The organism is Nocardioides seonyuensis, assembly GCF_004683965.1.
Taxonomy (GTDB): domain Bacteria; phylum Actinomycetota; class Actinomycetes; order Propionibacteriales; family Nocardioidaceae; genus Nocardioides; species Nocardioides seonyuensis.
This window is the reverse complement of the sequence record NZ_CP038436.1, coordinates 399,674-422,207: the sequence shown is the minus strand read 5'-3', so window position 1 is coordinate 422,207 and position 22,534 is coordinate 399,674. Positions and strand designations below refer to the sequence as shown.

The 22,534-nt window shown below is 70.2% G+C and carries 28 protein-coding genes and 4 tRNA genes; 20 read left to right on the top strand and 12 right to left on the bottom strand.

The genetic code is table 11. The features are described 5' to 3' along the window. Nucleotides 1–45 precede the first annotated feature (45 nt). The 3 genes from murI (at nucleotide 46) to EXE58_RS02060 (ending at nucleotide 3,297) form a co-directional block, all read left to right on the top strand. Nucleotides 46–864, top strand: a complete 819-nt coding sequence (murI, locus tag EXE58_RS02070; protein WP_135269375.1) for a glutamate racemase — start codon at nucleotides 46–48, stop codon at nucleotides 862–864. Further along, complete coding sequence (locus EXE58_RS02065) at nucleotides 861–1,634, top strand: MBL fold metallo-hydrolase (RefSeq protein ID WP_135266344.1); 774 nt, start codon at nucleotides 861–863, stop codon at nucleotides 1,632–1,634. The genes murI and EXE58_RS02065 overlap by 4 nt, the downstream gene beginning before the upstream one ends. Nucleotides 1,635–1,920: 286 nt before the next feature. Continuing rightward, entirely contained in the window at nucleotides 1,921–3,297 is a 1,377-nt protein-coding gene (locus EXE58_RS02060; protein WP_135266343.1) for an HNH endonuclease signature motif containing protein, read from the top strand. 242 nt (nucleotides 3,298–3,539) lie between these two features. On the opposite strand, the gene EXE58_RS02055 is transcribed toward EXE58_RS02060, so the two are convergent. The 3 genes from EXE58_RS02055 to EXE58_RS02045 all read right to left on the bottom strand — a co-directional run bounded on the left by EXE58_RS02055 (nucleotide 3,540) and on the right by EXE58_RS02045 (nucleotide 6,043). Beyond that, the gene (locus EXE58_RS02055) at nucleotides 3,540–4,094 is read right to left on the bottom strand and encodes a hemerythrin domain-containing protein (protein ID WP_135266342.1); all 555 of its coding nucleotides are present in this window, start codon (nucleotides 4,092–4,094) and stop codon (nucleotides 3,540–3,542) included. A 135-nt stretch (nucleotides 4,095–4,229) separates the two neighbouring features. After that, nucleotides 4,230–4,883 carry a response regulator gene (locus EXE58_RS02050; RefSeq protein ID WP_135266341.1) on the bottom strand — a complete coding sequence of 218 codons (654 nt, stop codon included), beginning with the start codon at nucleotides 4,881–4,883 and terminating at the stop codon, nucleotides 4,230–4,232. After that, entirely contained in the window at nucleotides 4,880–6,043 is a 1,164-nt protein-coding gene (locus tag EXE58_RS02045) for a sensor histidine kinase (protein ID WP_167288627.1), read from the bottom strand. Before EXE58_RS02045 ends, EXE58_RS02050 begins: the two co-directional genes overlap by 4 nt. A 103-nt stretch (nucleotides 6,044–6,146) precedes the next feature. Between EXE58_RS02045 and EXE58_RS02040 the strand changes: the two genes are divergently transcribed. From EXE58_RS02040 to rdgB, 4 genes are all read left to right on the top strand, one after another. After that, a complete protein-coding gene (locus tag EXE58_RS02040) occupies nucleotides 6,147–7,076 on the top strand; it encodes an ABC transporter ATP-binding protein (RefSeq protein ID WP_135266339.1) in 930 nt (309 codons plus the stop codon). Further along, a complete protein-coding gene (locus EXE58_RS02035) occupies nucleotides 7,073–7,885 on the top strand; it encodes an ABC transporter permease (RefSeq protein ID WP_135266338.1) in 813 nt (270 codons plus the stop codon). Before EXE58_RS02040 ends, EXE58_RS02035 begins: the two co-directional genes overlap by 4 nt. 131 nt (nucleotides 7,886–8,016) lie before the next feature. Next, on the top strand, nucleotides 8,017–8,751 hold the full coding sequence (gene rph, locus EXE58_RS02030) for a ribonuclease PH (RefSeq protein WP_135266337.1): 735 nt from the start codon (nucleotides 8,017–8,019) through the stop codon (nucleotides 8,749–8,751). Continuing rightward, nucleotides 8,748–9,371: an RdgB/HAM1 family non-canonical purine NTP pyrophosphatase gene (rdgB, locus tag EXE58_RS02025; protein ID WP_135266336.1), complete on the top strand. Its 624-nt coding sequence runs from the start codon at nucleotides 8,748–8,750 to the stop codon at nucleotides 9,369–9,371. Before rph ends, rdgB begins: the two co-directional genes overlap by 4 nt. Here rdgB and EXE58_RS02020 read toward each other — a convergent pair. The 3 genes from EXE58_RS02020 to bcp all read right to left on the bottom strand — a co-directional run bounded on the left by EXE58_RS02020 (nucleotide 9,364) and on the right by bcp (nucleotide 10,895). After that, a complete protein-coding gene (locus EXE58_RS02020) occupies nucleotides 9,364–10,248 on the bottom strand; it encodes a bile acid:sodium symporter family protein (RefSeq protein ID WP_135266335.1) in 885 nt (294 codons plus the stop codon). The two genes, rdgB and EXE58_RS02020, sit on opposite strands and share 8 nt — an antisense overlap. Nucleotides 10,249–10,311: 63 nt before the next feature. Then, nucleotides 10,312–10,395 (bottom strand) — tRNA-Leu (locus EXE58_RS02015). A gap of 29 nt (nucleotides 10,396–10,424) precedes the next feature. Beyond that, nucleotides 10,425–10,895, bottom strand: coding sequence for a thioredoxin-dependent thiol peroxidase (gene bcp / locus EXE58_RS02010; protein WP_135266334.1), 471 nt, complete (start codon nucleotides 10,893–10,895; stop codon nucleotides 10,425–10,427). A 47-nt stretch (nucleotides 10,896–10,942) separates the two neighbouring features. Here bcp and EXE58_RS02005 point away from each other — a divergent pair, with 47 nt between their 5' ends. From EXE58_RS02005 to EXE58_RS19380, 7 genes are all read left to right on the top strand, one after another. Beyond that, entirely contained in the window at nucleotides 10,943–11,644 is a 702-nt protein-coding gene (locus EXE58_RS02005; protein ID WP_135266333.1) for an energy-coupling factor ABC transporter permease, read from the top strand. Next, the gene (locus tag EXE58_RS02000) at nucleotides 11,641–11,949 is read left to right on the top strand and encodes a PDGLE domain-containing protein (protein ID WP_135266332.1); all 309 of its coding nucleotides are present in this window, start codon (nucleotides 11,641–11,643) and stop codon (nucleotides 11,947–11,949) included. Before EXE58_RS02005 ends, EXE58_RS02000 begins: the two co-directional genes overlap by 4 nt. Further along, nucleotides 11,949–12,614 carry a cobalt ECF transporter T component CbiQ gene (gene cbiQ, locus EXE58_RS01995; RefSeq protein ID WP_135266331.1) on the top strand — a complete coding sequence of 222 codons (666 nt, stop codon included), beginning with the start codon at nucleotides 11,949–11,951 and terminating at the stop codon, nucleotides 12,612–12,614. The genes EXE58_RS02000 and cbiQ overlap by 1 nt, the downstream gene beginning before the upstream one ends. Continuing rightward, complete coding sequence (locus EXE58_RS01990; protein ID WP_135266330.1) at nucleotides 12,611–13,381, top strand: energy-coupling factor ABC transporter ATP-binding protein; 771 nt, start codon at nucleotides 12,611–12,613, stop codon at nucleotides 13,379–13,381. The genes cbiQ and EXE58_RS01990 overlap by 4 nt, the downstream gene beginning before the upstream one ends. Further along, nucleotides 13,378–13,626 carry a DUF3618 domain-containing protein gene (locus EXE58_RS01985; protein ID WP_135266329.1) on the top strand — a complete coding sequence of 83 codons (249 nt, stop codon included), beginning with the start codon at nucleotides 13,378–13,380 and terminating at the stop codon, nucleotides 13,624–13,626. The genes EXE58_RS01990 and EXE58_RS01985 overlap by 4 nt, the downstream gene beginning before the upstream one ends. Before the next feature lie 3 nt (nucleotides 13,627–13,629). After that, the gene (locus tag EXE58_RS01980; RefSeq protein ID WP_135266328.1) at nucleotides 13,630–13,962 is read left to right on the top strand and encodes a GroES family chaperonin; all 333 of its coding nucleotides are present in this window, start codon (nucleotides 13,630–13,632) and stop codon (nucleotides 13,960–13,962) included. A 72-nt stretch (nucleotides 13,963–14,034) separates the two neighbouring features. Further along, nucleotides 14,035–14,178 (top strand): GPGG-motif small membrane protein, encoded by a 144-nt coding sequence (locus tag EXE58_RS19380; protein WP_167288626.1) that lies wholly within the window; start codon nucleotides 14,035–14,037, stop codon nucleotides 14,176–14,178. A gap of 81 nt (nucleotides 14,179–14,259) precedes the next feature. Here the strand turns inward: EXE58_RS19380 and EXE58_RS01975 are convergent, their stop codons facing one another. Next, the gene (locus EXE58_RS01975; protein ID WP_167288625.1) at nucleotides 14,260–14,853 is read right to left on the bottom strand and encodes a TetR/AcrR family transcriptional regulator; all 594 of its coding nucleotides are present in this window, start codon (nucleotides 14,851–14,853) and stop codon (nucleotides 14,260–14,262) included. 38 nt (nucleotides 14,854–14,891) lie between these two features. On the opposite strand from EXE58_RS01975, the gene EXE58_RS01970 reads away from it, so the two are divergent. Further along, the gene (locus EXE58_RS01970; protein ID WP_135266326.1) at nucleotides 14,892–15,275 is read left to right on the top strand and encodes a nuclear transport factor 2 family protein; all 384 of its coding nucleotides are present in this window, start codon (nucleotides 14,892–14,894) and stop codon (nucleotides 15,273–15,275) included. Nucleotides 15,276–15,367: 92 nt separating this feature from the next. On the opposite strand, the gene EXE58_RS01965 is transcribed toward EXE58_RS01970, so the two are convergent. Together EXE58_RS01965 and EXE58_RS01960 are read right to left on the bottom strand one after the other, a co-directional pair. Further along, a tRNA-Lys gene (locus EXE58_RS01965) sits at nucleotides 15,368–15,440 on the bottom strand. A 55-nt stretch (nucleotides 15,441–15,495) separates the two neighbouring features. After that, complete coding sequence (locus EXE58_RS01960; protein WP_135266325.1) at nucleotides 15,496–17,064, bottom strand: phytoene desaturase family protein; 1,569 nt, start codon at nucleotides 17,062–17,064, stop codon at nucleotides 15,496–15,498. Between the two features lie 83 nt (nucleotides 17,065–17,147). Here EXE58_RS01960 and EXE58_RS01955 point away from each other — a divergent pair, with 83 nt between their 5' ends. Beyond that, nucleotides 17,148–17,789: a DUF305 domain-containing protein gene (locus tag EXE58_RS01955; protein ID WP_135266324.1), complete on the top strand. Its 642-nt coding sequence runs from the start codon at nucleotides 17,148–17,150 to the stop codon at nucleotides 17,787–17,789. 94 nt (nucleotides 17,790–17,883) lie between these two features. Here EXE58_RS01955 and EXE58_RS01950 read toward each other — a convergent pair. Both EXE58_RS01950 and orn read right to left on the bottom strand, forming a co-directional pair. Beyond that, a tRNA-His gene (locus EXE58_RS01950) sits at nucleotides 17,884–17,959 on the bottom strand. 47 nt (nucleotides 17,960–18,006) lie between these two features. Next, entirely contained in the window at nucleotides 18,007–18,651 is a 645-nt protein-coding gene (gene orn / locus EXE58_RS01945; RefSeq protein ID WP_135266323.1) for an oligoribonuclease, read from the bottom strand. Between the two features lie 78 nt (nucleotides 18,652–18,729). On the opposite strand from orn, the gene EXE58_RS01940 reads away from it, so the two are divergent. Genes EXE58_RS01940 through EXE58_RS01930 form a run of 3 tightly spaced genes read left to right on the top strand, consistent with a single transcriptional unit; the run spans nucleotide 18,730 to nucleotide 21,138 of the window. Further along, on the top strand, nucleotides 18,730–19,308 hold the full coding sequence (locus EXE58_RS01940) for a MauE/DoxX family redox-associated membrane protein (protein ID WP_244242382.1): 579 nt from the start codon (nucleotides 18,730–18,732) through the stop codon (nucleotides 19,306–19,308). Beyond that, the gene (locus tag EXE58_RS01935; protein ID WP_167288624.1) at nucleotides 19,289–20,065 is read left to right on the top strand and encodes a DsbA family protein; all 777 of its coding nucleotides are present in this window, start codon (nucleotides 19,289–19,291) and stop codon (nucleotides 20,063–20,065) included. Before EXE58_RS01940 ends, EXE58_RS01935 begins: the two co-directional genes overlap by 20 nt. Before the next feature lie 41 nt (nucleotides 20,066–20,106). Next, a complete protein-coding gene (locus EXE58_RS01930; protein ID WP_135266321.1) occupies nucleotides 20,107–21,138 on the top strand; it encodes an adenosine deaminase in 1,032 nt (343 codons plus the stop codon). Here the strand turns inward: EXE58_RS01930 and EXE58_RS01925 are convergent. Further along, on the bottom strand, nucleotides 21,117–22,049 hold the full coding sequence (locus EXE58_RS01925; protein ID WP_244242381.1) for an aldo/keto reductase: 933 nt from the start codon (nucleotides 22,047–22,049) through the stop codon (nucleotides 21,117–21,119). The two genes, EXE58_RS01930 and EXE58_RS01925, sit on opposite strands and share 22 nt — an antisense overlap. A 407-nt stretch (nucleotides 22,050–22,456) precedes the next feature. On the opposite strand from EXE58_RS01925, the gene EXE58_RS01920 reads away from it, so the two are divergent. Next, nucleotides 22,457–22,533: transfer RNA gene (locus tag EXE58_RS01920), tRNA-Arg, on the top strand. Nucleotide 22,534: the final 1 nt, after the last annotated feature.

The following is a 22,534-nucleotide window of genomic DNA, read 5'->3' as shown; positions in this document are numbered from 1 at the left end:
TGCCACCCGGGCCCGCAGCGCTTAGCCTTGCTGACCGTGCCTGCCATGACGCCCGACGCCCCCATCGGGATCTTCGACTCCGGATTCGGTGGGCTGACGGTCGCGCGCTCGGTCATCGACCAGCTGCCGCACGAGTCGGTGCTCTACCTCGGCGACACTGCCCGCCAGCCCTACGGGCCCAAGCCGATCAGCGAGGTGCGCGAGTACGCCCTGGAGTGCCTCGACCACCTCTACGCGCAAGGCGTCAAGGCCCTGGTCATCGCCTGCAACTCGGCCAGTGCCGCGATGCTGCGGGATGCTCGCGAGCGCTACGACGTGCCCGTGGTCGAGGTGATCCTGCCGGCCGCGCGCAGGGCGGTCTCGGCGACCCGCTCCGGCAAGGTCGGTGTGATCTGCACCCGAGCCACCGCTGAGTCGATGGCCTACGAGGACGCCTTCGCCGCCGCGCCCCACCTCGAGCTCCACATCGCTGCGTGCCCCCGGTTCGTGGACTTCGTCGAGCAGGGCATGACCGGCGGCGACGAGCTCCTCGACGTGGCGCACGACTACCTCGATCCGCTCGTCTCCGCCGGCGTCGACACGCTGATCCTGGGGTGCACCCACTACCCGCTGCTGACCGGTGTCATCTCCTACGTCATGGGTGACGACGTCACGATGGTCAGCTCGGCCGAGGAGTGCGCCAAGGACGTCTACAAGCTGCTCGCCGCGACCGGACTGATGCGTCCCGACGGGGAGCCGAGCTACCTCTTCTCGACCACCGGCAGCCCCGACGACTTCGCGACGATCGGACGCCGCTTCCTCGGCTCCGAGCTGCTCGGCGCCTCCCAGCTCGCGTGGGGCCAGTTCGCCGGGGGGCTCCGATGAGGCTCACCGTCATCGGGTGCTCGGGCTCCTTCCCGGGTCCGGACTCGGCGGCCAGCTGCTACCTCGTCGAGCACGAGACCGTCTCCGAGGCGGGGGAGCGCCGCACGTGGCGCCTCCTGCTCGACCTCGGCAACGGCGCGCTCGGCGCACTGCAGCGGCACGTCGACCCGTTCACGATCGACGCGGTGTTCCTCAGCCACCTCCACGCCGACCACTGCCTCGACCTCTGCGGCTACTACGTCATGCGCAAGTACCACCCCAGCGGCGCGCAGCCACGCATCCCGGTGCACGGCCCTGCCGACTCGGCCAGGCGCCTCGCGAAGGCCTACGACCTCGACGAGGACCCGGGCATGAACGAGGAGTTCGACTTCATCGAGTACGACGCTGCTCCCGTCACCGTGGGCCCGTTCACCGTCACCCCGACGAAGGTCGTCCATCCGATCCCTGCCTATGCGCTGCGGGTCGAGGCCGGTGGCCGCGCGATCGCCTACACCGGAGACACCGCCGCGTGTGCCGCCGTCGTCGAGTCCGCGCGGGGGGCCGACCTGCTGCTGGCGGAGGCGGCGTTCCGCGAGGGCGACGAAAATCCGCCGGGCATCCACCTCACCGGTCGCGAGGCCGGGGAGGCCGCACGCGAGGCCGGGGTCGGCCGGCTGGTCCTCACGCACATTCCTGCGTGGTACGACCCCGAGCTCCAGCGTGAGCACGCGGCCCGGGTGTGGGACGGCCCTCTCGACGTCGCCGTCGCCGGCGCAACATACGACGTCTGAGTCCCACTGGGCGTCCCTCCACCCCCGTTGCTGGAGGCCGGGCGTCCTCGGCGGTGGTTGAGGAAGGACGAAGTCCTGTCTCGAGACCCCGCATGCTGGGTGGTTGAGGAAGGACGAAGTCCTGTCTCGAAACCCCACCCCCTCGGTGGTTGAGGAAGGACGAAGTCCTGTCTCGAAACCCCGCACGCTCGCTGGTTGAGGAAGGACGGAGTCCTGTCTCGAAACCTCTGTGGAATAGGGGGTTCTCGGGCCTTCAGTGTCAGTGGTGACTGGTTGACTTGTCCTCATGACCAGCATCCAGCAGGACTCCGATCTCGAGGTCGTGGACCTCGCGGACGCGAGCGTGCGTGGCCTGCTGGAGCAGGCGGCCGAGTGCGAGGCGGTGCTGCGCGAGGCAGCGGTTCACCAGCTGCGGATCGCCTACGAATGGGCAATCGCACACCCGGTCGTCGACGCGGCCGAGACTCCTCATGGGCCTGCCCTGCCGTCGGTGTTGGAGACCCCGGAGACGCTGGGCGGCCGAGGAACGCCCGCGGTGGCGGCGTTCACCGCCGAGCCGTTGGCGGTCGCCTGCGGCATCGCACCCACTGCTGCGACGGCGCTGATGGCTGATGCGCTGGACCTCCACCACCGACTCCCGGTGCTGTGGCACCAGACCCAAGCCGGCTTCGTGCCTGCGTGGAAGGCCCGCCGGGTCGCGGTCCGCACCCGAGACCTGTCCCTCGACGCTGCCCTGTGGGTGGACCGGCAGACTGCCGGCCGGGTCGGATCCCTGGGGTTCGCAGCCCTGGACCGGCTGATCGCCGAGGCTGCCGCCCGCGTCGACGGCGAGCCCCTGGCCGAGAAGGAGAAACGTGCGCGGTCGCAGTGGGACGTCCGGCTCAAGCACCGCGACCCGAGTCAGGGCGGCGCCACCTCAGAGATCCACGCGATCGGCGACACCCTCGACCTGACCCGGTTCCACGACATCGTCTGCGCCGAAGCAGAAGCACTCGGTTCCCTCGGTGACGACGACACCTTCGAGGTCCGCAAGGCCAAGGCCCTCGGTGTGATCGCCGACGCCCAGGCTCGTCTGGACCTCACCAGTCTCCTCAGAGGCGACACGACCCCGGATGAGCGCACCGAGGTGCGCCGTCGACTCATCGAGCGACGTGATGCGAAGGTCCGGCTCTACCTCCACGCCTCCCTCGCCGACGTCGTCGCCGGCACGTCCGGTGCAATCGGCACCGTCGAAGGGCTCGGCCCGGTCACCCTGGCCCAGATCAAGGACTGGGCCGGCCGCTCCCGCCTCACCATCCAGCCGGTGCTCCACGTCGCCTCCGAGGACACCTGGTCCGTCGACCGCCACGACCCGCCCCCGCGGATGTCAGAGCAGGTCGTTCTCCAAGACTCGACCTGCGTCTTCCCGTGGTGCCCCCACCCGTCACGAAGGGCGGACCTCGACCACATCGAGCCCTACGAGGACCCCGACGAAGGCGGACCACCGGGCCAGACGAGACCTGACAATCTTGCGCCGCTGTGTCGAAGACACCACCGCGCCAAGACAGCAGGCGGCTGGAGCTACCGACGCACCGCACCCGGCACCTACCTCTGGACCGGACCCGCCGCCCTCACCGCCCTCGTCACCGTCAGCGGCACGATCACCCTGCCCCCTACTGCGTGACCCCCGATCCCACCCGTGTCGGGTCGCCCCTGCCACTGCGTGCGTCCCCTGGACAGCACGAGTAGGGCGGTCGTGATGCGGGCGCGTCGTACCCGAGTCACCTGACAGGTCAGCGGCGCGATGCTCTCGCGGGTCGGCGCGATCCTTGATCGCGCCCACCTCCTCACGAGCTCTCTTCAGCTCGCCTGGCTCACCGCACTGGGCGCACGTGCCCAGGAGAACGAGCCAGGCCAGCGCGCGGGTCAGCCGAGCACAGCGCGTACGGCGTCTCGTGTGCGGTCGACCACGGAGGCGATCGGGCCGAGGGCCGCATTCGTGATCAGCGACTCCCCGGCGCGCGGGTGCGGATGGGTGGGGGCAATCGCCTCGGCGGCGCGCACCGCCTTGGCCATGAGCTCGAGCGACTGCTCGTCGTTGCTGCTGCGGAGCAGCGGGAACTCCTCGAGCTCTTCGTGCTCGGCATGAGCCAGCACTGCGCTCCGAAGGGTGGCGAGCTTCGCGTCGAAGCCCGCATCGCTCACGTCCATCCCGTCAAGGTCGGCCAGCATCTCCTTGGCCTCGTGCTCCTCCGCCAGCAGGGAGTCCACGACGGCGTTGCCGTCGGCCATCCGCGCCCTCGGGTGCGTGACCATCTCCTCGGCGGTCTCGTGCACCGCCAGCAGGCGGCGGAGCTCGTCGAAGAGGACCTGCTTGGACTCGGTCGTGGAGGCGCCCGAGACGTCGTCGAAGAGGCCGCGGATCCGCTGGTGCTGGTCGCGGAGCAGGCTGATGACGTCCTTCTCGGCTGCGTCGGTCACGGATCGTCCCTTTCGTGGGTCATGGTGGGTTCGACACCTGCCGTACCCACTGGGCCGGAGCGCACGCCCGATCCAGGCGGCGGCATGGGCATCGTCACGCCGCCCGAGGATGGCGGGCGTGCCCCGCCGATCCGGTCAGACGAGCCCAGCGTCGTGCACGCACATCGCGATCTGCACCCGGTTGGTCGCAGCGAGCTTGTCGAAGAGCCTCGAGACGTGGGCCTTGACGGTGGGCACCGACAGGTGGAGCTCGCGGGCGATCTCGGCGTTGCTCAGTCCGCGACCGACGCAGACGGCCACTTCCCGCTCCCGTGCGGTGAGCAGGCCCACCCGGAGCGACGCCTTCGCGGCCCGCTCGTCAGGAGCGCGGCGGCGGACCTGGTCGAGGATGGTCCGGGTGACGCCGGGGGAGAGCATGGCCTCGCCGTCAGCGACGCGACGCACCGCGTCGACGATGTCCGAGGGCTCGGTGTCCTTGAGCAGGAAGCCGTCGGCGCCTGCGGCGACCGCGGCGACGACGTAGTCGTCGGCGTCGAAGGTCGTCAGCACGATGACCCGCGGCGGGTCCTCGCGCGCGTGGAGCTGCCGCGTCGCCTCCAGCCCGCTCATCGTGGGCATCCGGATGTCCATCAGCACCACGTCCGGGCCCAGGAGCTCGACCTGTTGGAGCCCTTCGGCACCGTCACCGGCCTCGCCGACGACCTCGAGGTCCGGCTGGCCGCCGAGCATGAGGGTGAGGGCCGAGCGCACGAGTGGGTCGTCGTCGACGATCAGGACCCGTGTCGTCATGTCGTCCACGGTATCCACGCCCTCAGGACGAACCATTGACCCTCCACGCCGTGCGCGAGCCGCCCGCCGCGCAGCTCGACGCGCTCGGCCAGGCCCACCAGGCCGAGGCCGGCTCCCGGCGTGCCGCTGCCGGTGAAGCCCAGCGGGTTGGCGATCTCCAGGTTGAGGCCCTCGTCGGGGCCGCCGTCGACCGTGACGTGGAGGGCTGCTCCCGGGGCGTGCTTGTGCGCGTTGGTGATGCCCTCCTGGACGATGCGGTAGAGCGCGCGGCCGACGCCGCCGGGCACCGGCTCGACCGATGTGTCTATGCGGTCGTCGTACGTGATGTTGACACCCTCCTGGCGCGCCCTCTCGACGAGCTGGGCGATGTCTGCGTGGGTCGGCTGCGGCGCCTCGACCAGGGCCCCCGTGGTGTGGTCGCGCAGGACGCCGAGCACCCCGCGCAGCTCGTGGATGGCCTCGTTGGCCTTCCCCTGGATGTCCTTGAGCCCGCTGCGCAGCTGCTCGGCCGCGAGGTCGTCGCGGAAGGCGAGCGCGCCGGCCTGCATCGACACCTGGGTGATGCGGTGCGCAAGGACGTCGTGCATCTCGCGGGCGATGCGCTCCCGCTCGACGCTGCGCGCCTGGGCCAGCCGGAGGTCTCGCTCTGACTCGGCACGCACGGCACGCTGGTGGAGCGTCCAGATGAGCTCCCGGCGTGAGCCGAGGTACATGCCCCAGCCCATCATCGCGGAGTTCACCACGAGGTTGATCACGACCGAGACCCACGGCGGCATGTGCAGCTCGAAGGGCGCCGTGAACGTGTAGGTCGTCGCCGCGACGAAGTTGACGACCCCGACCAGGACGATGGGGCCGGCTCGACGCTGCGTCGCCACCGAGACGGCGGCGAGCGTCGCGGGGCCGGCCGCGATGCCGGACAGGGCGCTCATCGCGGCGATGCCGAGGGCGATCGGCACGGGGGCCGCCCGCCGCCAGAGCACCAGGACGTAGGCCACCACCCCGAGGACGATCTCGGTCCAGAACAGGCCCCGGTGGGACGTCCACTCGGCCTCGACGGCCGTGGACCAGGCGAAGACGGAGATGACCATGCACACGGCGAGCCGCCAGGCCTGGCCGCGCCAGGTCAGCGGCGGCCGTGAGGCGTCGCTGACCTGGTCCATGCGCGCAAGGCTAGGTGGTGCCAGCCGTCCCCTACTTAGGTAGGGGACCGGGCGAGTCCTCGGACCGATGCGCGGCCCGGAGTCGGGGTGGGAGCCTGTCGGCATGATCCGGGTAGAGGGCCTCACCAAGAGGTACGGCGACTTCACCGCCGTCGACGACGTGTCCTTCCACTGTCGCCCCGGACGAGTCACCGGGTTCCTCGGACCCAACGGCGCGGGCAAGACCACGACCATGCGGGTCATGGCGGGACTCACCCCCGCCACCGGGGGCACCGCCACGATCGGCGGCCACGCCTACCGAGACATCCCCAACCCGGGCCGTCACGTGGGGGTGCTGCTCGACGCCTCGGCACAGCACGCCGGGCGCACGGGTCGGGAGGTGCTGGCCCTCGGTGCCAAGCTGATGGGCCTGCCGATGTCGCGCGTCGACGAGATGTTGGAGATGGTGAGCCTCTCCGAGGTCGAGGCGAAGCGCCGGATCCGCAACTACTCGCTCGGCATGCGCCAGCGCCTCGGCATCGCCCACGCGCTGCTCGGCGACCCGGCCGTCCTCATCCTCGACGAGCCCGCCAACGGCCTCGACCCGGCCGGGATCAGGTGGATGCGCGGGCTCCTCAAGGACTACGCCGACCGCGGCGGCACCGTCCTGCTCTCCAGCCACCTCCTCAACGAGGTCGAGCTGATCGCCGACGAGATGATCCTCATCGGACGCGGGCGCATCGTCGCCCAGGGAGACAAGAAGTCCCTGCTCGCCGGCACCGCCCACGGCACCTTCGTCACCGCGACCGACAGCAGCTCGCTGGCCCACGCGCTCGAGGCGGCCGGCCACACCGTCGTACCAGCCGGTGACGGCCTGCGGGTCGAGGCCGAGCCCGTCCAGGTCGGCCAGGTGGCTGCGGAGAAGCAGATCGTCCTCGTCGACCTGCGGCCCGCCGGCGGCGGTCTGGAGACCCTCTTCCTCGAGCTCACCGCCGATACGCAGCGCGACGGCGCCCCGGCCGTGGGCGCGCCCGCAGAAGGAGCGCAGGCATGAGCACCACCACGGCTTCTCCCGCGATCGACGTCTCGCGCACCCAGCCCACCCCGTTCGGCAGGCTCGTCGCGGTCGAGCTCCGCAAGATGCGCGACACGAGGTCGGGATTCTGGCTGCTGCTGACGACCGCCGGGCTCCTGGTGCTGGCCGCCGGCATCACCCTGCTCGTGGTCGCGCTGAACGACGAGGTCGAGGTCACCGCCGGCAACATCGCCCAGATCCTCACCATCCCGCTGAGCCTGTTGCTCCCCGTGCTCGCCATCACCTCGGTGACGAGCGAGTGGAGCCAGCGCACCGGCCTGGTGACCTTCGCCCTCGAGCCTCACCGCATGCGGGTGATGGCCAGCAAGCTGGTCACCGTGGTGGCGCTGGCGGTCGCGACGATCGCGGTGGCGTTCCTCCTCGGGGCCATCACCAACGTGGTGGCCGGAGCGCTCAGCGGCAACGGGGCGGACTGGACGATCGACTCGAGCAGCCTCGCCTGGACCCTGGTCTCACAGGTGCTGTTCTTCCTCATGGCCTTCGGCTTCGGCATGGTCCTGCTCAGCACGCCAGCAGCGATCGCGATCTACTACGTCGTCGCGCTGCTCCTGCCCTTCATGGTCTACGGCCCGATCTACGCCATCTTCAGCTGGGGCGAGGACGTCGTGCCGTGGCTGGACCTCGGCTTCGCGATGACCCCGCTGACCGACGGCTCCACCGACATCGAGGGCAAGGTCTACGCGCAGGTGGCGGTGACCGTTCTCCTCTGGGTCGTGCTGCCGCTGGCCCTCGGCTGGAACCGCGTACGCCGCACAGAGCTCAAGTAGCTCCCCAGATCTGGCCCACCGCGGGGGAGTGGGCCACCACAGCCGGGCTCGGTCGTTCACGGGGGACGACCGGGTCCGGCTTGCGTCGTCTGCGGGAAGAGGCGTCGGGACGCCCCGTTAGGGTCTGGCCCATGAACGCCACCCCCACTGCACGCGCTGACGGCCGCACCGACGACCAGCTCCGACCGATCACGATCACCCGCCACTGGCTCGACCACGCGGCGGGTTCGGTGCTGGTGGAGTTCGGCGGCACCAAGGTCCTCTGCGCGGCGTCCGCCAGCGAGGGTGTGCCGCGGTGGCGCAAGGGCTCGGGCCTGGGCTGGGTGACTGCGGAGTACGCCATGCTCCCGGCCGCCACCAACACCCGCTCGGACCGCGAGTCCGTCAAGGGACGCATCGGCGGTCGCACCCACGAGATCTCGCGCCTGATCGGCCGCTCACTGAGGGCCGTGATCGACTACCGCGCCCTCGGCGAGAACACCATCGTGCTCGACTGCGACGTCCTGCAGGCCGACGGTGGCACGCGCACCGCCGCGATCACGGGCGCCTACGTCGCTCTCGCCGACGCCGTCGCCCACCTTCGCGACAAGGGAGCGCTCACCGGCGATCCGCTGACGGGCTCGGTCGCGGCCGTCTCCGTGGGGATCATCGACGGGGTGCCGCGCCTCGACCTCCCCTACGTCGAGGACGTCCGCGCCGAGACCGACATGAACGTCGTGATGACCGGCGACGGCAAGTTCGTCGAGGTTCAGGGCACTGCGGAGGGTGCTGCGTTCGACCGCGCCGAGCTCGACGCCCTGCTGGCACTGGCCGAGAAGGGCTGCGCCGACCTGACCCGCCTCCAGCAGGAGGCGCTCGCCGGATGAGGGTCTTCCTCGCCTCCCGCAACGCCAAGAAGCTGGCCGAGATGCAGCGCATCCTGGCCGAGCACCTCCCCGACGTGGAGGTCGTCGGCCTCGATGACGTCGCGGCCTACGACGAGCCGGTGGAGGACCAGCCGACGTTCGAGGGCAACGCGCTGCTCAAGGCCCGTGCCGGGGCGCGAGTCACCGGGCTGCTCTCGATCGCCGACGACAGCGGCCTGTGCGTGGATGCCCTCAACGGCATGCCCGGCGTGCTGTCTGCCCGGTGGTCGGGGAGCTCCAAGGCAGTCGAGGGCGGGCGGGACGCCCGCAACAACGAGCTGTTGCTCGACCAGCTGCACGACGTGCCCGACGACCGGCGCAGCGCCCACTTCGCCTGCGCGGTCGCCATGGTCCATCCCGACGGTCGCGAGCTCGTGGTGCACGGGCGGATGGACGGCCGGATCATCCGCGAGCAGCGAGGCACTGGCGGGTTCGGCTACGACGTCGTGTTCGTCGCCGACGAGCACTCCGCCGAGGGGCTCACCTCCGCCGAGCTCGATCCGGCAGAGAAGGACCTGATCTCCCACCGGGGCCGGGCCCTGCGCGAGCTGGCGCCGCAGGTGGCGGCCTTTCTCAGCTGAGGGCCGACTCCACCCTCGGTGCATCGGAGGCGACGCGACGCGAGACCCAGCTTCCCCAGAGGGCGGCGAAGATGAACATGATGATCGAGTAGACCGCGGCAGGTACCGAGATCTCCACGCTGTCGAGCACCTCGATCGCGACGTAGATCGCCAGCGTGCCGTTGTGCACGCCGATCTCCATGGACGAGGCGATCGCCTGCGGCCCCGAGACGCCCAGTGCTCGCGGGACGAAGAACCCGAGGACCAGGCTCGTGGCGCAGAAGATCGCGGTGACTGCGCCGACGTCACCGATGTAGTCGACCACGTTGTCACGCTCCGACAGCAGGATGCCGAGCACCATGATCGCGAGGATCACGGCCGACCCGATGCGCACCGGCTTGTCCATCCGCTCGGCGAAGGCGTGGTTGCGAGCGTTGACCAGCATGCCCAGCCCCACCGGGAGCAGGATCAGGGCGAACACCTTCACGACCTCGACCAGAGGCATCGACACGTCGTCCTGACGGTCGTAGTAGGCGATGGCGAAGCCCGTGATGAGGGGGAGCGTCACGATGGCGATCACCGTGTTGATGGCGGTCAGGGTGATGTTCAGGGCGACGTCACCACGGAACAGGTGGCTGAAGAGGTTGGCGGTGGTGCCCCCCGGAGACGCCGCGAGCAGCAGCATCCCGATGCCCAGCAGCGCCGGCAGGTCGAACGCCACGACGAGGCCGAAGCAGATGAGTGGAAGCAGGAGGATCTGGCAGCCCAGGGCGATCGACACCGCCTTGGGCTGACGCCCCACCCGCCGGAAGTCCCCGACGGTCAGGTCGAGGCCGAGGCCGAACATGATGATGGCCAGGGCGACCGGCAGGCCGATGGTGGTGAGCGCTGAGTCCATGGGCGCTGACCCTAGTGGTCTGTGTCACATCGTGGGCGCACATGCGCCGAGTCGTCGTACCGGTGCCGAAGGCGGGAGTCGAACCCGCACGCCCCTGGGGGCACAGAAACCTAAATCCTGCGTGTCTGCCTGTTCCACCACTCCGGCTCCGCCCCACCTGTGTGGGAGGGGTCAGTTCAGTCGAGACCGAGGTCCCGGCGCAACTTCGCCACGTGCCCGGTCGCCTTCACGTTGTACTGGGCGACCTCGACCTTTCCGTCCTCGTCGACGACGAAGGTGGAGCGGATGACCCCCTCGACCTCCTTGCCGTAGAGCTTCTTCGTGCCGTAGGCGCCGTAGGCCTTGTGGACCTCGAGTGACTCGTCCGACAGCAGGGTGAGGGTCAGTGCGTCACGCTCGCGGAACTTCGCCAGCTTGGCCGGCTTGTCCTTGGAGATGCCGAGGACCTCGTAGCCGGCGCCGCGCAGGGAGTCGAGGGACTCGGTGAAGTCGCAGGCCTGCTTGGTGCAGCCGGGCGTCATCGCGGCTGGGTAGAAGTAGACGATCACCCTCCGCCCGCGCAGGTCGGCCAAGGACACCTCCTCGCCGGTGTCGGACGTCAGGGTGAACTCGGGTGCGGCATCGCCGGGGGAGAGTCGCTGGCTCACGGGGCCTCCTTGTTGCAAGTCAGTTGCAATTAACTACGCTTGGCATCATGCACGTTCCTGATGGCTTCCTCGACGCCCCCACGTCCGTGGCGACGGGAGTGGTGGCAGCGGCCGGGATCGCGGTCGCGCTCAGGGGCGCGCGCCGCGAACTCGACGACCGTACCGCCCCCATGGCCGGCCTCGTCGCCACCTTCGTCTTCGCCGGTCAGATGATCAACTTCCCCGTCGGCGCCGGGACCAGCGGCCACTTGATGGGCGGTGCGTTGGCGGCGATCCTGGTCGGGCCCTGGTCAGCCGTCCTGGCCATCAGTGTGGTGCTCCTGGTGCAGGCCCTGTTCATGGCAGACGGTGGCATCACGGCGCTCGGCACGAACATCACGCTGATGGCACTGGTGGGTGTCGTCGTGGGCTGGTTCGTCTTCGCCGCCGTACGACACCTGCTGCCGCGACGTCTCTCGTCGGTCCCGCCGGCGGCCGCGGTCGCCGGCCTCGCGAGCGTGCTCGCGACCGCCGTCGTGTTCTCCGGGCTCTTCGCGGTCGGCGGCACCGCGCCGATCGACGCAGGCACGGTGCTGACCGCGATGGTGGGCTGGCACACGATCATCGGGCTGGGTGAGGGCGTGATCACGGCGCTGGTCGTCGGCAGCGTCGTGGCCACCCGCCCTGATCTCGTGCACGGCGCCAGGCACGTCCTCGCGGAGCGCCGGCTGGAGATCCGCACGACCGTTCGTGAAGGAGGGGCCGCGTGAGTCGTCGTACGTTCTATGCGGTTGCCGTCCTCGTCGTGCTGCTGCTGGCGGGCGGTGCGAGCTACTACGCCAGCGCCCGCCCCGACGGGCTCGAGCACGTGGCCGAACAGACTGGCTTCCTCGACAGCGCCGACGAGTCCAAGGTCGACAGCCCACTGCCGGACTACACGACGCCGGGCGTCGACAACGACCGGCTCAGCGGCGGACTCGCGGGCGTAGCCGGTGTCGTGGTGGTCGGCGTCCTCGGCGGTGGTCTCTTCTGGCTGCTGCGCCGTCGCTCCGACGACGAGAAGGTCGATTCCTGATGGGTGCCGGCCACGGCCATCGGCTCCACTTCCACGGGCACAGCCCCGTCCACCGCGCACCCGCCCACCTCAAGCTGGTGGCGCTCGTCGTCTTCATGCTTGTCGTGGTCGCGACCCCTCGTCAGGCCTACGCCGTGTTCGCGGTGGAGGCCCTCGTGCTGCTGGGTGTGGTCGCGGTCTCCCGGGTCCCGCCGACCTATCTCGCGAAGCGGATGGTCATCGAGGTGCCGTTCGCCGTCTTCGCCGTGCTCGTGCCCTTCGTGGCGACGGGTCCCCGCACGACCGTGCTGGGGATCTCGGTCTCCGAGCCCGGGCTGGTCGCGGCGATCGCCCTGCTCCTCAAGGGCACGATCGGGGTGCTCGCCTCCCTGACGCTGGCCGCCACGACGGAGGCGCCCGACGTGCTCAAGGGCCTGCAGCGGTTGCGGATGCCCGATCAGATCGTGCAGATCATGTCCTTCATGATCCGCTACCTCGACGTGGTGACTGCCGAGCTCGGACGCATGATGGTCGCCATGCGATCGCGTGGGTGCGAGCCACGCTCGCCGAGGCACTGGCCGACCCTGGCGCGCGCGATGGGAGCCCTGTTCATCCGCTCCTACGAGCGTGGCGAACGGGTCCACCTCGCCATGCTGTCGCGCGGCTACACAGGTCGGCTGCCATGACGACGCCCGTGCTGGACGTGCGTGGACTGGCCTTCGCCTACCCCGACGGCCACCAGGCGCTCTACGGCGTCGACCTCCACGTTCACGCCGGCGAGCGGGTCGCGCTGCTCGGGCCCAACGGGGCCGGCAAGACCACGCTGGTCCACCACCTGAACGGAATCCTCGGCGCCGGCTCGGGCGGACAGGGTGCGGGCAGCGTGGCCGTGAGCGGCCTTCCCGTGGAGAAGAAGAACCTGCGCGAGATCCGCCGTCGTGTCGGCATCGTCTTCCAGGACCCCGACGACCAGCTCTTCCTCGGCACGGTGCGCGAGGACGTCGCCTTCGGCCCCGCCAACCTGGGCATGCGCGGAGCCGCGCTCGACCGGCGGGTCGAGGAGGCGCTGGCCAAGGTCGGCATGGGGGAGTACGTCGACCGTCCGCCGCACCACCTCTCCTACGGGCAGCGCCGCCGGGTCGCGGTGGCGACGGTGCTGGCGATGGAGCCCGAGATCCTCGTCCTCGACGAGCCGAGCTCCAACCTCGACCCGGCCAGCCGGCGCGAGCTCGCCGACATCCTGCGCGGGCTCGACGTCACGCTCCTGATGGTCACCCACGACCTGCCCTACGCGCTCGAGCTGTGTCCGCGCGCGGTCGTCCTCAGCGAGGGCAGCGTCGTGGCCGACGCGCCGACGTACGACGTCCTCACCGACGAGGCGCTGATGCGCGCGCACCGGCTCGAGCTGCCCTGGGGGTTCGACCCGCGCCGGATTGGTAGCCTTCCCGGGTGACCAAGGAACTGAGCGCCCTCGAGCGCGAGATCGAGGACACCCGGCAGCGGCTGGCCAGCACGATCGACCAGCTCGCCCACCGCGCCCACCCCAAGACCATCGTGAGCCGCGAGGTCGCGGAGGTGAAGTCCCACTTCGTCGACACCCGCACCGGAGCCCCGCGCACCGACAACATCCTCAAGGTCGTCGGCGGAGTCGTGGGTGTGGTCGTGCTGTTCGTGGTCGTGCGCAAGGTCGCCGGCTGACCCATGCCCGGTGCCTCGGGCAACGCCCCGATCAAGATGCTCCACGACCGGCTGCTGGTCGAGGTCGACCAGGAGGCCGGCGAGCGCCGCTCGGCAGGAGGCATCGTCATCCCGGCGACTGCGGCGATGGGCGCGCGTCGTCTCGCGTGGTCCCGCGTCATCGCCGTCGGGCCGCACGCCCGCGCCGTCGAGGTCGGCGACCGCGTGCTGTTCGATCCCGAGGAGAAGGCCGAGGTCGAGGTGCAGGGCGAGGTCTACGTCGTCATGCGCGAGCGTGACGTCCACGCGGTCGCGGCCGAGCGCCTGGACGCCGGCTCGACCGGTCTTTACCTCTGAGGGGCGTCGCCCGCGGCTATCGCCCCGAAAGCCGGGTACGGCTAGGTAGACAAGAATCGAAAGGGGTAGATCGTGGCACTCATCTTGTGGATCCTTGCCGTCATCCTCGTGGTGTCCGGCATCGTCTCGCTCGTGCGAGGACAAGTCCTGTGGGGCGTGGTCCTGATCATCGTCGGCCTGCTCGTCGGGCCGGGTGGCGTCAGCATCTTCACCTGATCAGACAACGCAGGAGGCCGGTCCGACTCGGACCGGCCTTCTGCATCTGTACGCCGTGTGGTACCGCTCGCGTGCGGCGGTTCAGTCGTCCCCAGCGCCGTACAACCGCAGCAGGGTGGTGCGCAGTGCGGCTCGGGCCTGCTCCCGTGTCAGCTCGCCGCGGCTCTCCTGCTCGTGGGCGGCATGGCCGAGTGCGACGGTGGCCGCGCTGAGCCACGCCGCGGGCAGGTCGGTGGTGAACTCCCCGGCGTCCTGCCCCCGGCGCACGATGGCGGCCAACGGATCGACGACGGGCCGGTGCACCTCGGCCGAGTCCGCACTGCTCTGCCCTTCCGTCGCGGTCGCGGCGACGCGCGTCCACGCGCTGGGCATGCGGGAGAACACGTCGAGGTAGCGGACCAGCGCGTCGCGGGCGGTGCCCTGCTCGAGTCGCGCATCCCGGATCAGGCCGGCGGCCTCACCCGTGATGTGGTGGACGACCGCGTCGAGCAGACCGGAGCGGGAACCGAAGTGGGCGTAGAGGGTCTGCCTGCTCAGCCCTGCGGTCGTCGCGACCCGGGCGAGGTCGGCGTCCGGATCATCCGCAAGCACGTGGATCGCAGCGTGGATCAACGCCGTCCGGCTCCGTAGCGCGTCCGAGCGGGGTCGGCGCCTGGACGGGGCTAAGTCTGACACGGTTGTCAGGGTAACAACTCACCCCTAGCGTCAGGGCCGTGACGACGACACACGCTGACCCTGCTGCCTTCATCCAGAAGTTCTTCACCGACTTCACCACCACCGCGCTGGACCCCCAGGCCGATCCGGCCAGTGTGGTGGACCGCTTCCACACCGTGGATGTGCTGGAGATCGCCGATGGCGTGACCATCGACCGCGACCGGCTCATCGCCCACCTGGGACCGATCCGCAAGAACCTCGAGGACTTCACGGTCGAGGTGCACGAGGCCGTCGCAGTGGGCGACCGGGTGGCCGCCCGGTTCACCATCCACGCGGTGATGCGAGACCGACGCGTCGAGACCGAGGTGGGGTTCTTCGGGCAGTTCGCCCCCGATGGGCGGCTGCGCCGCTCGCACCAGGTGACCCGGGTCGTGCCGGGGTGAACGAGGCACGCGTGGGCCGACGACATGGTCGGCTGACACTCACTCAGACAACGCAGAAGGCCGGTCCGAATCGGACCGGCCTTCTGCATCTGTACGCCATCAGGGACTCGAACCCCGAACCCGCTGATTAAGAGTCAGCTGCTCTGCCAATTGAGCTAATGGCGCGCGCGGTGAAGCGAGGAAAACACTACCAGCGGCACACAGACGCGCGAAATCGAGATCAGAGGTCGGCCAGCGCCGCCTGGGCCGCGTTGTGCCCGGCGATGCCCGACACCGCGCCGCCGCGTCGGGCACCGGAGCCGCAGAGCAGCACGGCGTCGTGGTCGGTCTGCACACCCCACTGCTGGGCGGGCGTGTCGAGCCTGGCGCGGTTGGGTGCCCAGGGCCAGTCGAGGTCGCCGTGGAAGATGTGGCCGCCCGGCATCGCCAGGTCGCGCTCGATGTCCTGGGGGACCTTCGCCTCCAGACAGGGGTGCCCCTCGTCGTCGCGGGCGAGGCAGTCGGCGAGCGGCTCGGCGAGCACGGCGTCGATCGACCTGAGCGCACGGGCGATGGCTCGGTCACGGGCCGGGTGGTTGCGCTCGAAGAGCCCCGCCGGCGTGTGCACCCCGAAGTAGGTGAGGGTGTGGGCCGAGCCCGCGCGGTCACCGAGGATGCTGGGATCGGTGAGGCTGTGGCAGTAGACCTCGCCCGGCATCGGGTCGGGCACCGAACCTGACGCAGCAGCGTCGTACGCCGCCTGCAGCTGGCTGTAGTCCTCGGAGAGGTGCAGGGTCCCCGCGAAGGCGACCTCCGGGTCGACGCCCGACTTCAGGCGGGGGAGACGGTCGAGGAGGAAGTTGATCTTGAGCTGGGACCCCTCGGGCTTGGTGCCGCCGTCCTCGCCGTCACCGAGGAGGATCCGCAGCACCCACGGCGCCACGCCGGAGAGCACGCGGCGGGCGGTGGCGGACCGGCTGCGGTAGCCGTCGTGCCAGGTGACCTCGGCACCGTCGGCTCCGGGCGAGATGGCGCTGACGCCGGCGTTGGTGAGGATCTCGGCGCCCGCCGCGGCCGCGGCTCGCGCGAGCGCATCCGTCACCGCGCCCATGCCGCCGATGGGCACCCGCCACTCGCCGGTGCCGTTGCCGATGAGGTGGTAGAGGAAGCAGCGGTTCTGGACCAGGGACGGGTCGTCGAGCGCGGCGAACGTGCCGATCAAGGCGTCCGTGGCGACCACCCCGCGCACGGTGTCGTCGCGAAAGCGCGACTCGATGGCGCGTCCCAGGGGGTGCGTCACCACGTCGTCCCAGATGCGCGCGTCGACCCGGCTGCGTACGTCGCGCTCGAGGGGGAGGGGCTGCAGGAGCGTCGGTGCGACGACTTGTGCGAGGTCGGCGACCTCGCCGTAGAAGGCACGCCAGGCGTCGTACTCGTCGTCGCTGCCGGTGAGCTCACGGAAGGACGCCCGGGTCGCCTCGCCCTCCGGACGCTCCACCAGGAGCCCGCCCTCACGGCCCTCCCGCGACCAGGGGGTGTACGACGCCGTGGTGCGGGAGGCGAGGCGCACGTCGAGGTCGAGGTCGCGCATCAGCTCCTCGGGCATCAGGCTGACGAGGTAGGAGTAGCGCGAGAGACGCGCCGGGTGGCCGCTGAAGGGCTCCACCGACACCGCTGCCCCACCGGTGTGCCCGAGCCGCTCGAGCACCAGGACGCTCAGGCCCGCGCGGGCGAGGTAGGCCGCCGAGACGAGGCCGTTGTGCCCGCCACCGACGACCACGACGTCATAGCTGCTGCGCTGTGGGTCCATCGTCCCAACCTATGCCGCCGGTGCCCCGAACGCCGCGATCCCCGGCGCGTCCGTACGATCGAGTGCGACCAAGGAGGCCGCCCATGCGCAGCAGCACCAGGACTGGGACCAGAGCCCTCGGCACCCTCGCACTCACCCTGGCGCTCGCCGCCGGTCTCACCGCGTGCGGCGACGACGAGGGCGGAGGGGTCGGCGCCAGCGAGGTCAGCACGACCGAGCACAACGACGCCGACGTGGCCTTCGCCAGCGACATGATCCAGCACCATGCCCAGGCACTCTCGATGGTCGACCTGACTCTCGACCGACCCCTCGACCCCGAGGTCCAGGCCCTGGCCGAGGACGTCCGGGCCGCTCAGGGCCCTGAGATCGAGACGATGGCCGACTGGCTCACCGAGTGGGGTGAGGACGTCCCGGAGACGATGCGCGACCACGACAACGCCGGGCACGACATGGACGACATGTCGGACAACATGGACGGCCTCGACCACGGCGACATGCCGGGCATGATGACCGCCGAGGAGATGGATGCGCTCGAGAACGCCTCCGACGAGGAGTTCCAGGACATGTGGCTGGAGATGATGGTCGAGCACCACGAGGGTGCCGTCGAGATGGCGGAGACCGAGCGCGAGGACGGGCAGTTCAAGGACGCAGTCGACCTGGCGGGTCAGGTCGTCGAGACGCAGAGCCGCGAGATCGAGACGATGCAGGGGCTGCTGGGTTCCTGACTGTTTCGGTCGTCCGGAACGTGCGCGCGACCGAGATGCTCGCACAGCAGTCGAGCCCCTGGCCGCATCGCTGCGGCCAGGGGCTCGATCTGTCTGGGGTGAGTAACGGGACTTGAACCCGCGACATCCGCGACCACAACGCGGCGCTCTACCAGCTGAGCTATACCCACCATGTCGGCTCACGACGAGCGTGAGGACGACGAGAAGTGTAGGGCACTCAGAGCCCGGACTCCTCATCGGCAGGGGTGTCGGCGACCAGTCCGGTCAAGGAGCCGGCGTGCCGGGCGGCGATCTCCTTGGCGGTGGCGCTGTCGGGCCCGGGAGGCGGCAGGAAGACCGCCTCGCGGTAGTAGCGAAGCTCCTCGATGCTCTCCTGGATGTCGGCGAGCGCCCGGTGGTTGCCACGCTTGGCGGGAGCCGAGAAGTAGGCGCGCGGGAACCAGCGGCGGGAGAGCTCCTTGATCGAGGAGACGTCGACGATGCGGTAGTGGAGGAACGACTCGAGGGCCTGCATGTCACGAGCGAGGAAGGCCCGATCGGTGGCCACGGTGTTGCCGGCCAGGGGCGGTCGGCTCCCGTCAGGACAGTGCTCCTTGATGTAGGAAAGCACCTGGTCCTCGGCGTCGGCGAGCGTCGTGCCGGAGTCGAGCGCCGCCAGGAGGCCGGACGTCTCGTGCATGCTGCGGACGAACTCGACCATCTGGTCGAGCGCCTCGGCGGGAGGCTTGACGATGACGTCCACGCCCTCGCCCAGGACGTTGAGGTCGAAGTCGGTGACCAGCGCCGCCACCTCGATCAGGGCGTCGGCCCGCAGGTCGAGACCGGTCATCTCGCAGTCGATCCACACAAGTCTGTCGTTCACGAGCGACCACCCTACCCAGACCCTCCGACGGCGCGACCTCTCAGCGACCGCTCAGCCTCGCCTCCTAGGCTGGACGCCGTGAAGGACTGGATCGGACTCCTCGCGCGTCTGGTGACGGGCGGTGTGTGGCTGGTCGCCGGCGCCCTGAAGCTGCCCGACCCTGCCAGCAGCGTGCGTGCCGTGCGCGCCTACGACCTCCTGCCCGAGGCGATCGTGCCGACCGTGGGCCACCTGCTGCCCGTCGTCGAGGTCGTCATCGGGCTGTGCCTGGTCGTCGGCCTCCTGGTCCGGCCGATGTCCGTCCTCTCCGCCCTGCTGTTCGTCGCGTTCATCGTCGGTATCGCCTCGGCGTGGGCGCGAGGCCTCCAGATCGACTGCGGCTGCTTCGGCGGTGGCGGCTACGACGCCGACGCCACGTCGAAGTACCCCTGGGAGATCGCCCGGGACGTGGGACTTCTGGCCCTGTCGCTGTGGCTGGTCGTCCGACCACGATCCCGGTGGGCCCTCGACTCCCTGCTCTTCGGCCCGCGCGAAGACATCGCGACAGACCCACGCCCGACCGACGCAGACTCGACCGATCCCGACTCGAACGACGCAGACACAGGCCCCGTCCTGACACATGCCGAGAGGAACCACGATGGCCCGGAACACTCCTGAGAAGCGCGAGCAGCGCCGACAGCGTGCCGCGGAGGCACTCAAGGAGCGGCAGGCTGCGGAGCGGCGTCGCAAGATGCTCACGATCGGCGGGGTGGTCGCGGCCCTGGTCGCGATCGTCGCGATCATCTTCGGCATCACCCAGGCGATGGACACCACGGGCGAGACGCCGGACAACGTGCCGTCCGTGGCGGAGGACCCGGCCGCCGACGCCGAGGGCGACGCCGTCCCGGGCAAGCTCGACGGCTACGGCATCCTGGTCGGCGACCCCGAGGCGGCCCGCACCGTGACGATCTACGAGGACCTCCAGTGCCCCGCCTGCGCCAACCTCGAGGCCGAGCTCGGCGACGAGATCTCCGAGGCCATCGATGCGGGCGAGATCCAGGTGGACTACCGGCTCCTCTCGTTCCTCGACCGCGCCTCGACCAACGACTACTCCTCCCGCGCGCTGAACGCCCTGCTGGTCGTCCTCGACACGGCGGGCATCGACGCGTTCCGTGCCTTCCACGACGACCTCTACGCCAACCAGCCGGCCGAGGGCGGCCCCGGTTTCGATGACGACGAGCTCATCGAGCGTGCGGTCGAGGCGGGTGCCGAGGAGTCCGAGATCCGCGCAGACATCGAGGACAAGGTCTACGAGCAGTGGATCAAGAACGCCACCGACCAGATGTCCAAGGACGGCGTCAACAGCACGCCGACGATCCGTATCGACGGTGAGGACGCCGACCCCCAGCAGCTCGCGGAGCTGCTGCAGCAGTAGGGATTGGCCCGGCACGCGGGAGCGCTGCCAGACTCGGGCGGATGAGCCTGAGTGACTTCATCGCCGGCCTGCCGAAGGCCGAGCTCCACGTGCACCACGTGGGCTCGGCCTCGCCGCGGATCGTCCAGGAGCTCGCGCAGCGCCACCCGGCAGCCGGGGTCCCCACCGAGGCCGAGGCGCTGCGGCGGTTCTTCGAGTTCCGCGACTTCGCGCACTTCATCGAGGTCTACCTCTCGGTGGTCGACCTCGTGCGCACTCCCGAGGACGTGCGGATGCTGACCTACGAGGTCGCCCGCGAGATGGCCCAGGGGCAGGCGCTGCGCTATGCGGAGCTCACCTGCACTCCCTACACCTCTGTCCTGCGCGGCATCCCGATCCAGGCCTACACCGAGGCGATCGAGGACGCCCGGGTCTCGGCCGAACGCGATTTCGGGTTGGTGCTGCGGTGGATCTACGACATCCCGGGCGAGAGCGGGATCGCCGCGGCCGATGCGACCCTCGACTACGCGCTCAACCACCGGCCCGAGGCGCTGGTCGGCTTCGGCCTCGGAGGGCCCGAGATCGGTGTGCCCCGGCCCCAGTTCCAGTCACACTTCGAGGCGGCCCGCGCGTCCGGCCTGCACTCGGTGCCCCACGCCGGCGAGACGACTGACGCAGGCACGGTGTGGGACGCCGTACGCCTCCTCGGGGCCGAGCGCATCGGTCACGGCTGCTCGGCCGCCGACGACCCCGAGCTGCTCGACCACCTGGCCGACCAGGGCATCGTGCTGGAGGTGTGCCCGACCTCCAACCTCGCCACCGGTGCCGTCGACACGATCGAGGAGCACCCGCTCCGGACGTTCGTGGAGGCCGGCGTGACGGTGACGATCAACTCCGACGACCCGCCGATGTTCGCGACGTCGCTCAACCACGACTACGAGGTCGCGGCGGGGCTGCTCGACCTCGACGAGGCGGGAGTCGCGGGGTTGGCGCGCACCGCGGTGCGGGCCTCCTTCGCGCCTGCTGACGTCAAGACGCGCATCCTGGCCGAGATCGATGACTACTGTGCTGATCAGGCGGGCGCGTCGAGCTGAGCCAGCTCGTCGTCGTCGAGCTCCACCTCGGCGGCGACCAGCGCCGACTCCAGCTGGTCCAGGCTGCTCACGCCGACGATGGGCCTGAGCTGCGGGCGCCGGTGCAGCAGCCACGCCAGGACGACCTGACCTCGGCTCAGCCCTCGCCGGTCCGCGACCTCGGCGAGCGCGGCGAGCCGGTCGCTCGTGCCGCTGTGCTGGTAGGCCCGCGGGAACGGCCGGTCGCCGCGGTCGTAGGCGCCGCCGAGCAGCGGGCTGTAGGCCCAGACCTCCACCTTGGGGTGCACCGTCGCGTAGTCCAGCGTCTCGTCGGTCACCCACCCGAAGCGGTGGTCCTTGCCCTCCACGCGCGCGCCCGGACGCGGTGCGATGTAGGACGTCGACAGCTGCACGGCGCTGAACGGCTCGAGGCCCCGGGCCAGCGCGTGTGCACGGGCGCGCTCGAGGAGCCAGGTCGGGTGGTTGGAGAGGCCCAGGCGGCGTACGACGCCCTGGCTCACCAGGGCGCCCATCGCGTCGACCGTCTCGCCGATCGGGGTGTCCCGGTCCTCGCCGTGGGCCCAGTAGATGTCGAGCACGTCGACGCCGAGCCGCTCGCGACTGCGCTGCGCCTCGCGTCGTACGACGTCCGGGGCCAGGCCCTCGAGCCCGCCGGTGTCGAGCGGCTCCACGCCGACCTTGGTCGAGAGCACCAGTCGGTCCCGGATGCCCGGGTTGAGCCAGAGCCACTCTCCGATCGTGGCCTCGCTCTGGCCGCCGTGGCCGGAGGGGTGGGCCCAGAACGCGTAGCAGTTGGCCGTGTCGATCGTGGTGCCGCCCGCCGAGACGAAGCGGTCGAGAAGGGCGTAGGACGTGTCGCGGTCGGTACGCGTGCCGAGGTACATCGCGCCGAGGACGAGGTCGCTGATCACGGCCACGACGCTAGCGCGCGTGGGCCGAGGCGCCTCACGGACGCCCCATCCGTCACAGCCCGCGGCGTGTCGCGCGGGACACGCCGGAGCCGGGAAATCGGCCGGAAGATTGTGGTCGCGACCTCTTGTGTCGCGGGTCACACGCGGGATACAACTGTCCTGTCGGAAGGGCTTCGGCCCCGAAGACGCCGGAACCCCAGCAACTCATACTTGCTGGGGTTCCACCTATTTGTGCCCACGTGCACCGGAAGTGTTCGGCCCCGCTACCTCATACGTGGCGGGGCCTGTGAAGATCCTGACCTGCTGAGGTGGCCCGCGTCTGGACGCTGTGCGGCGTGTCGGTGAACGACTCGGCGGGCGTGCGAGTTCTCGGGCTGACGCGGGCACTGGGATACTGAGCGCATCAAGCCTCCGTAGCTCAGCTGGATAGAGCAGCGGCCTTCTAATCCGCGGGTCACAGGTTCGAATCCTGTCGGGGGCGCCAA

Bases quoted from the DNA above. Each gene is read 5' to 3' on its own strand.
- EXE58_RS02020 (WP_135266335.1), bottom strand. From the start codon at position 10,248: ATGGACTCAGCGCTCACCACCATCGGCCTGCCGGTCGCCCTGGCCATC.
- EXE58_RS02005 (WP_135266333.1), top strand. From the start codon at position 10,943: ATGCACGTTCCTGATGGCTTCCTCGACGCCCCCACGTCCGTGGCGACG.
- EXE58_RS01935 (WP_167288624.1), top strand. From the start codon at position 19,289: ATGGCCCGGAACACTCCTGAGAAGCGCGAGCAGCGCCGACAGCGTGCC.
- EXE58_RS02060 (WP_135266343.1), top strand. From the start codon at position 1,921: ATGACCAGCATCCAGCAGGACTCCGATCTCGAGGTCGTGGACCTCGCG.
- EXE58_RS02045 (WP_167288627.1), bottom strand. From the start codon at position 6,043: ATGGACCAGGTCAGCGACGCCTCACGGCCGCCGCTGACCTGGCGCGGC.
- EXE58_RS02065 (WP_135266344.1), top strand. From the start codon at position 861: ATGAGGCTCACCGTCATCGGGTGCTCGGGCTCCTTCCCGGGTCCGGAC.
- EXE58_RS02035 (WP_135266338.1), top strand. From the start codon at position 7,073: ATGAGCACCACCACGGCTTCTCCCGCGATCGACGTCTCGCGCACCCAG.
- cbiQ (WP_135266331.1), top strand. From the start codon at position 11,949: ATGGGTGCCGGCCACGGCCATCGGCTCCACTTCCACGGGCACAGCCCC.
- murI (WP_135269375.1), top strand. From the start codon at position 46: ATGACGCCCGACGCCCCCATCGGGATCTTCGACTCCGGATTCGGTGGG.
- EXE58_RS01980 (WP_135266328.1), top strand. From the start codon at position 13,630: ATGCCCGGTGCCTCGGGCAACGCCCCGATCAAGATGCTCCACGACCGG.
- rph (WP_135266337.1), top strand. From the start codon at position 8,017: ATGAACGCCACCCCCACTGCACGCGCTGACGGCCGCACCGACGACCAG.
- EXE58_RS02040 (WP_135266339.1), top strand. From the start codon at position 6,147: ATGATCCGGGTAGAGGGCCTCACCAAGAGGTACGGCGACTTCACCGCC.
- EXE58_RS01960 (WP_135266325.1), bottom strand. From the start codon at position 17,064: ATGGACCCACAGCGCAGCAGCTATGACGTCGTGGTCGTCGGTGGCGGG.
- rdgB (WP_135266336.1), top strand. From the start codon at position 8,748: ATGAGGGTCTTCCTCGCCTCCCGCAACGCCAAGAAGCTGGCCGAGATG.
- EXE58_RS01990 (WP_135266330.1), top strand. From the start codon at position 12,611: ATGACGACGCCCGTGCTGGACGTGCGTGGACTGGCCTTCGCCTACCCC.
- EXE58_RS01955 (WP_135266324.1), top strand. From the start codon at position 17,148: ATGCGCAGCAGCACCAGGACTGGGACCAGAGCCCTCGGCACCCTCGCA.
- EXE58_RS01930 (WP_135266321.1), top strand. From the start codon at position 20,107: ATGAGCCTGAGTGACTTCATCGCCGGCCTGCCGAAGGCCGAGCTCCAC.
- EXE58_RS02050 (WP_135266341.1), bottom strand. From the start codon at position 4,883: ATGACGACACGGGTCCTGATCGTCGACGACGACCCACTCGTGCGCTCG.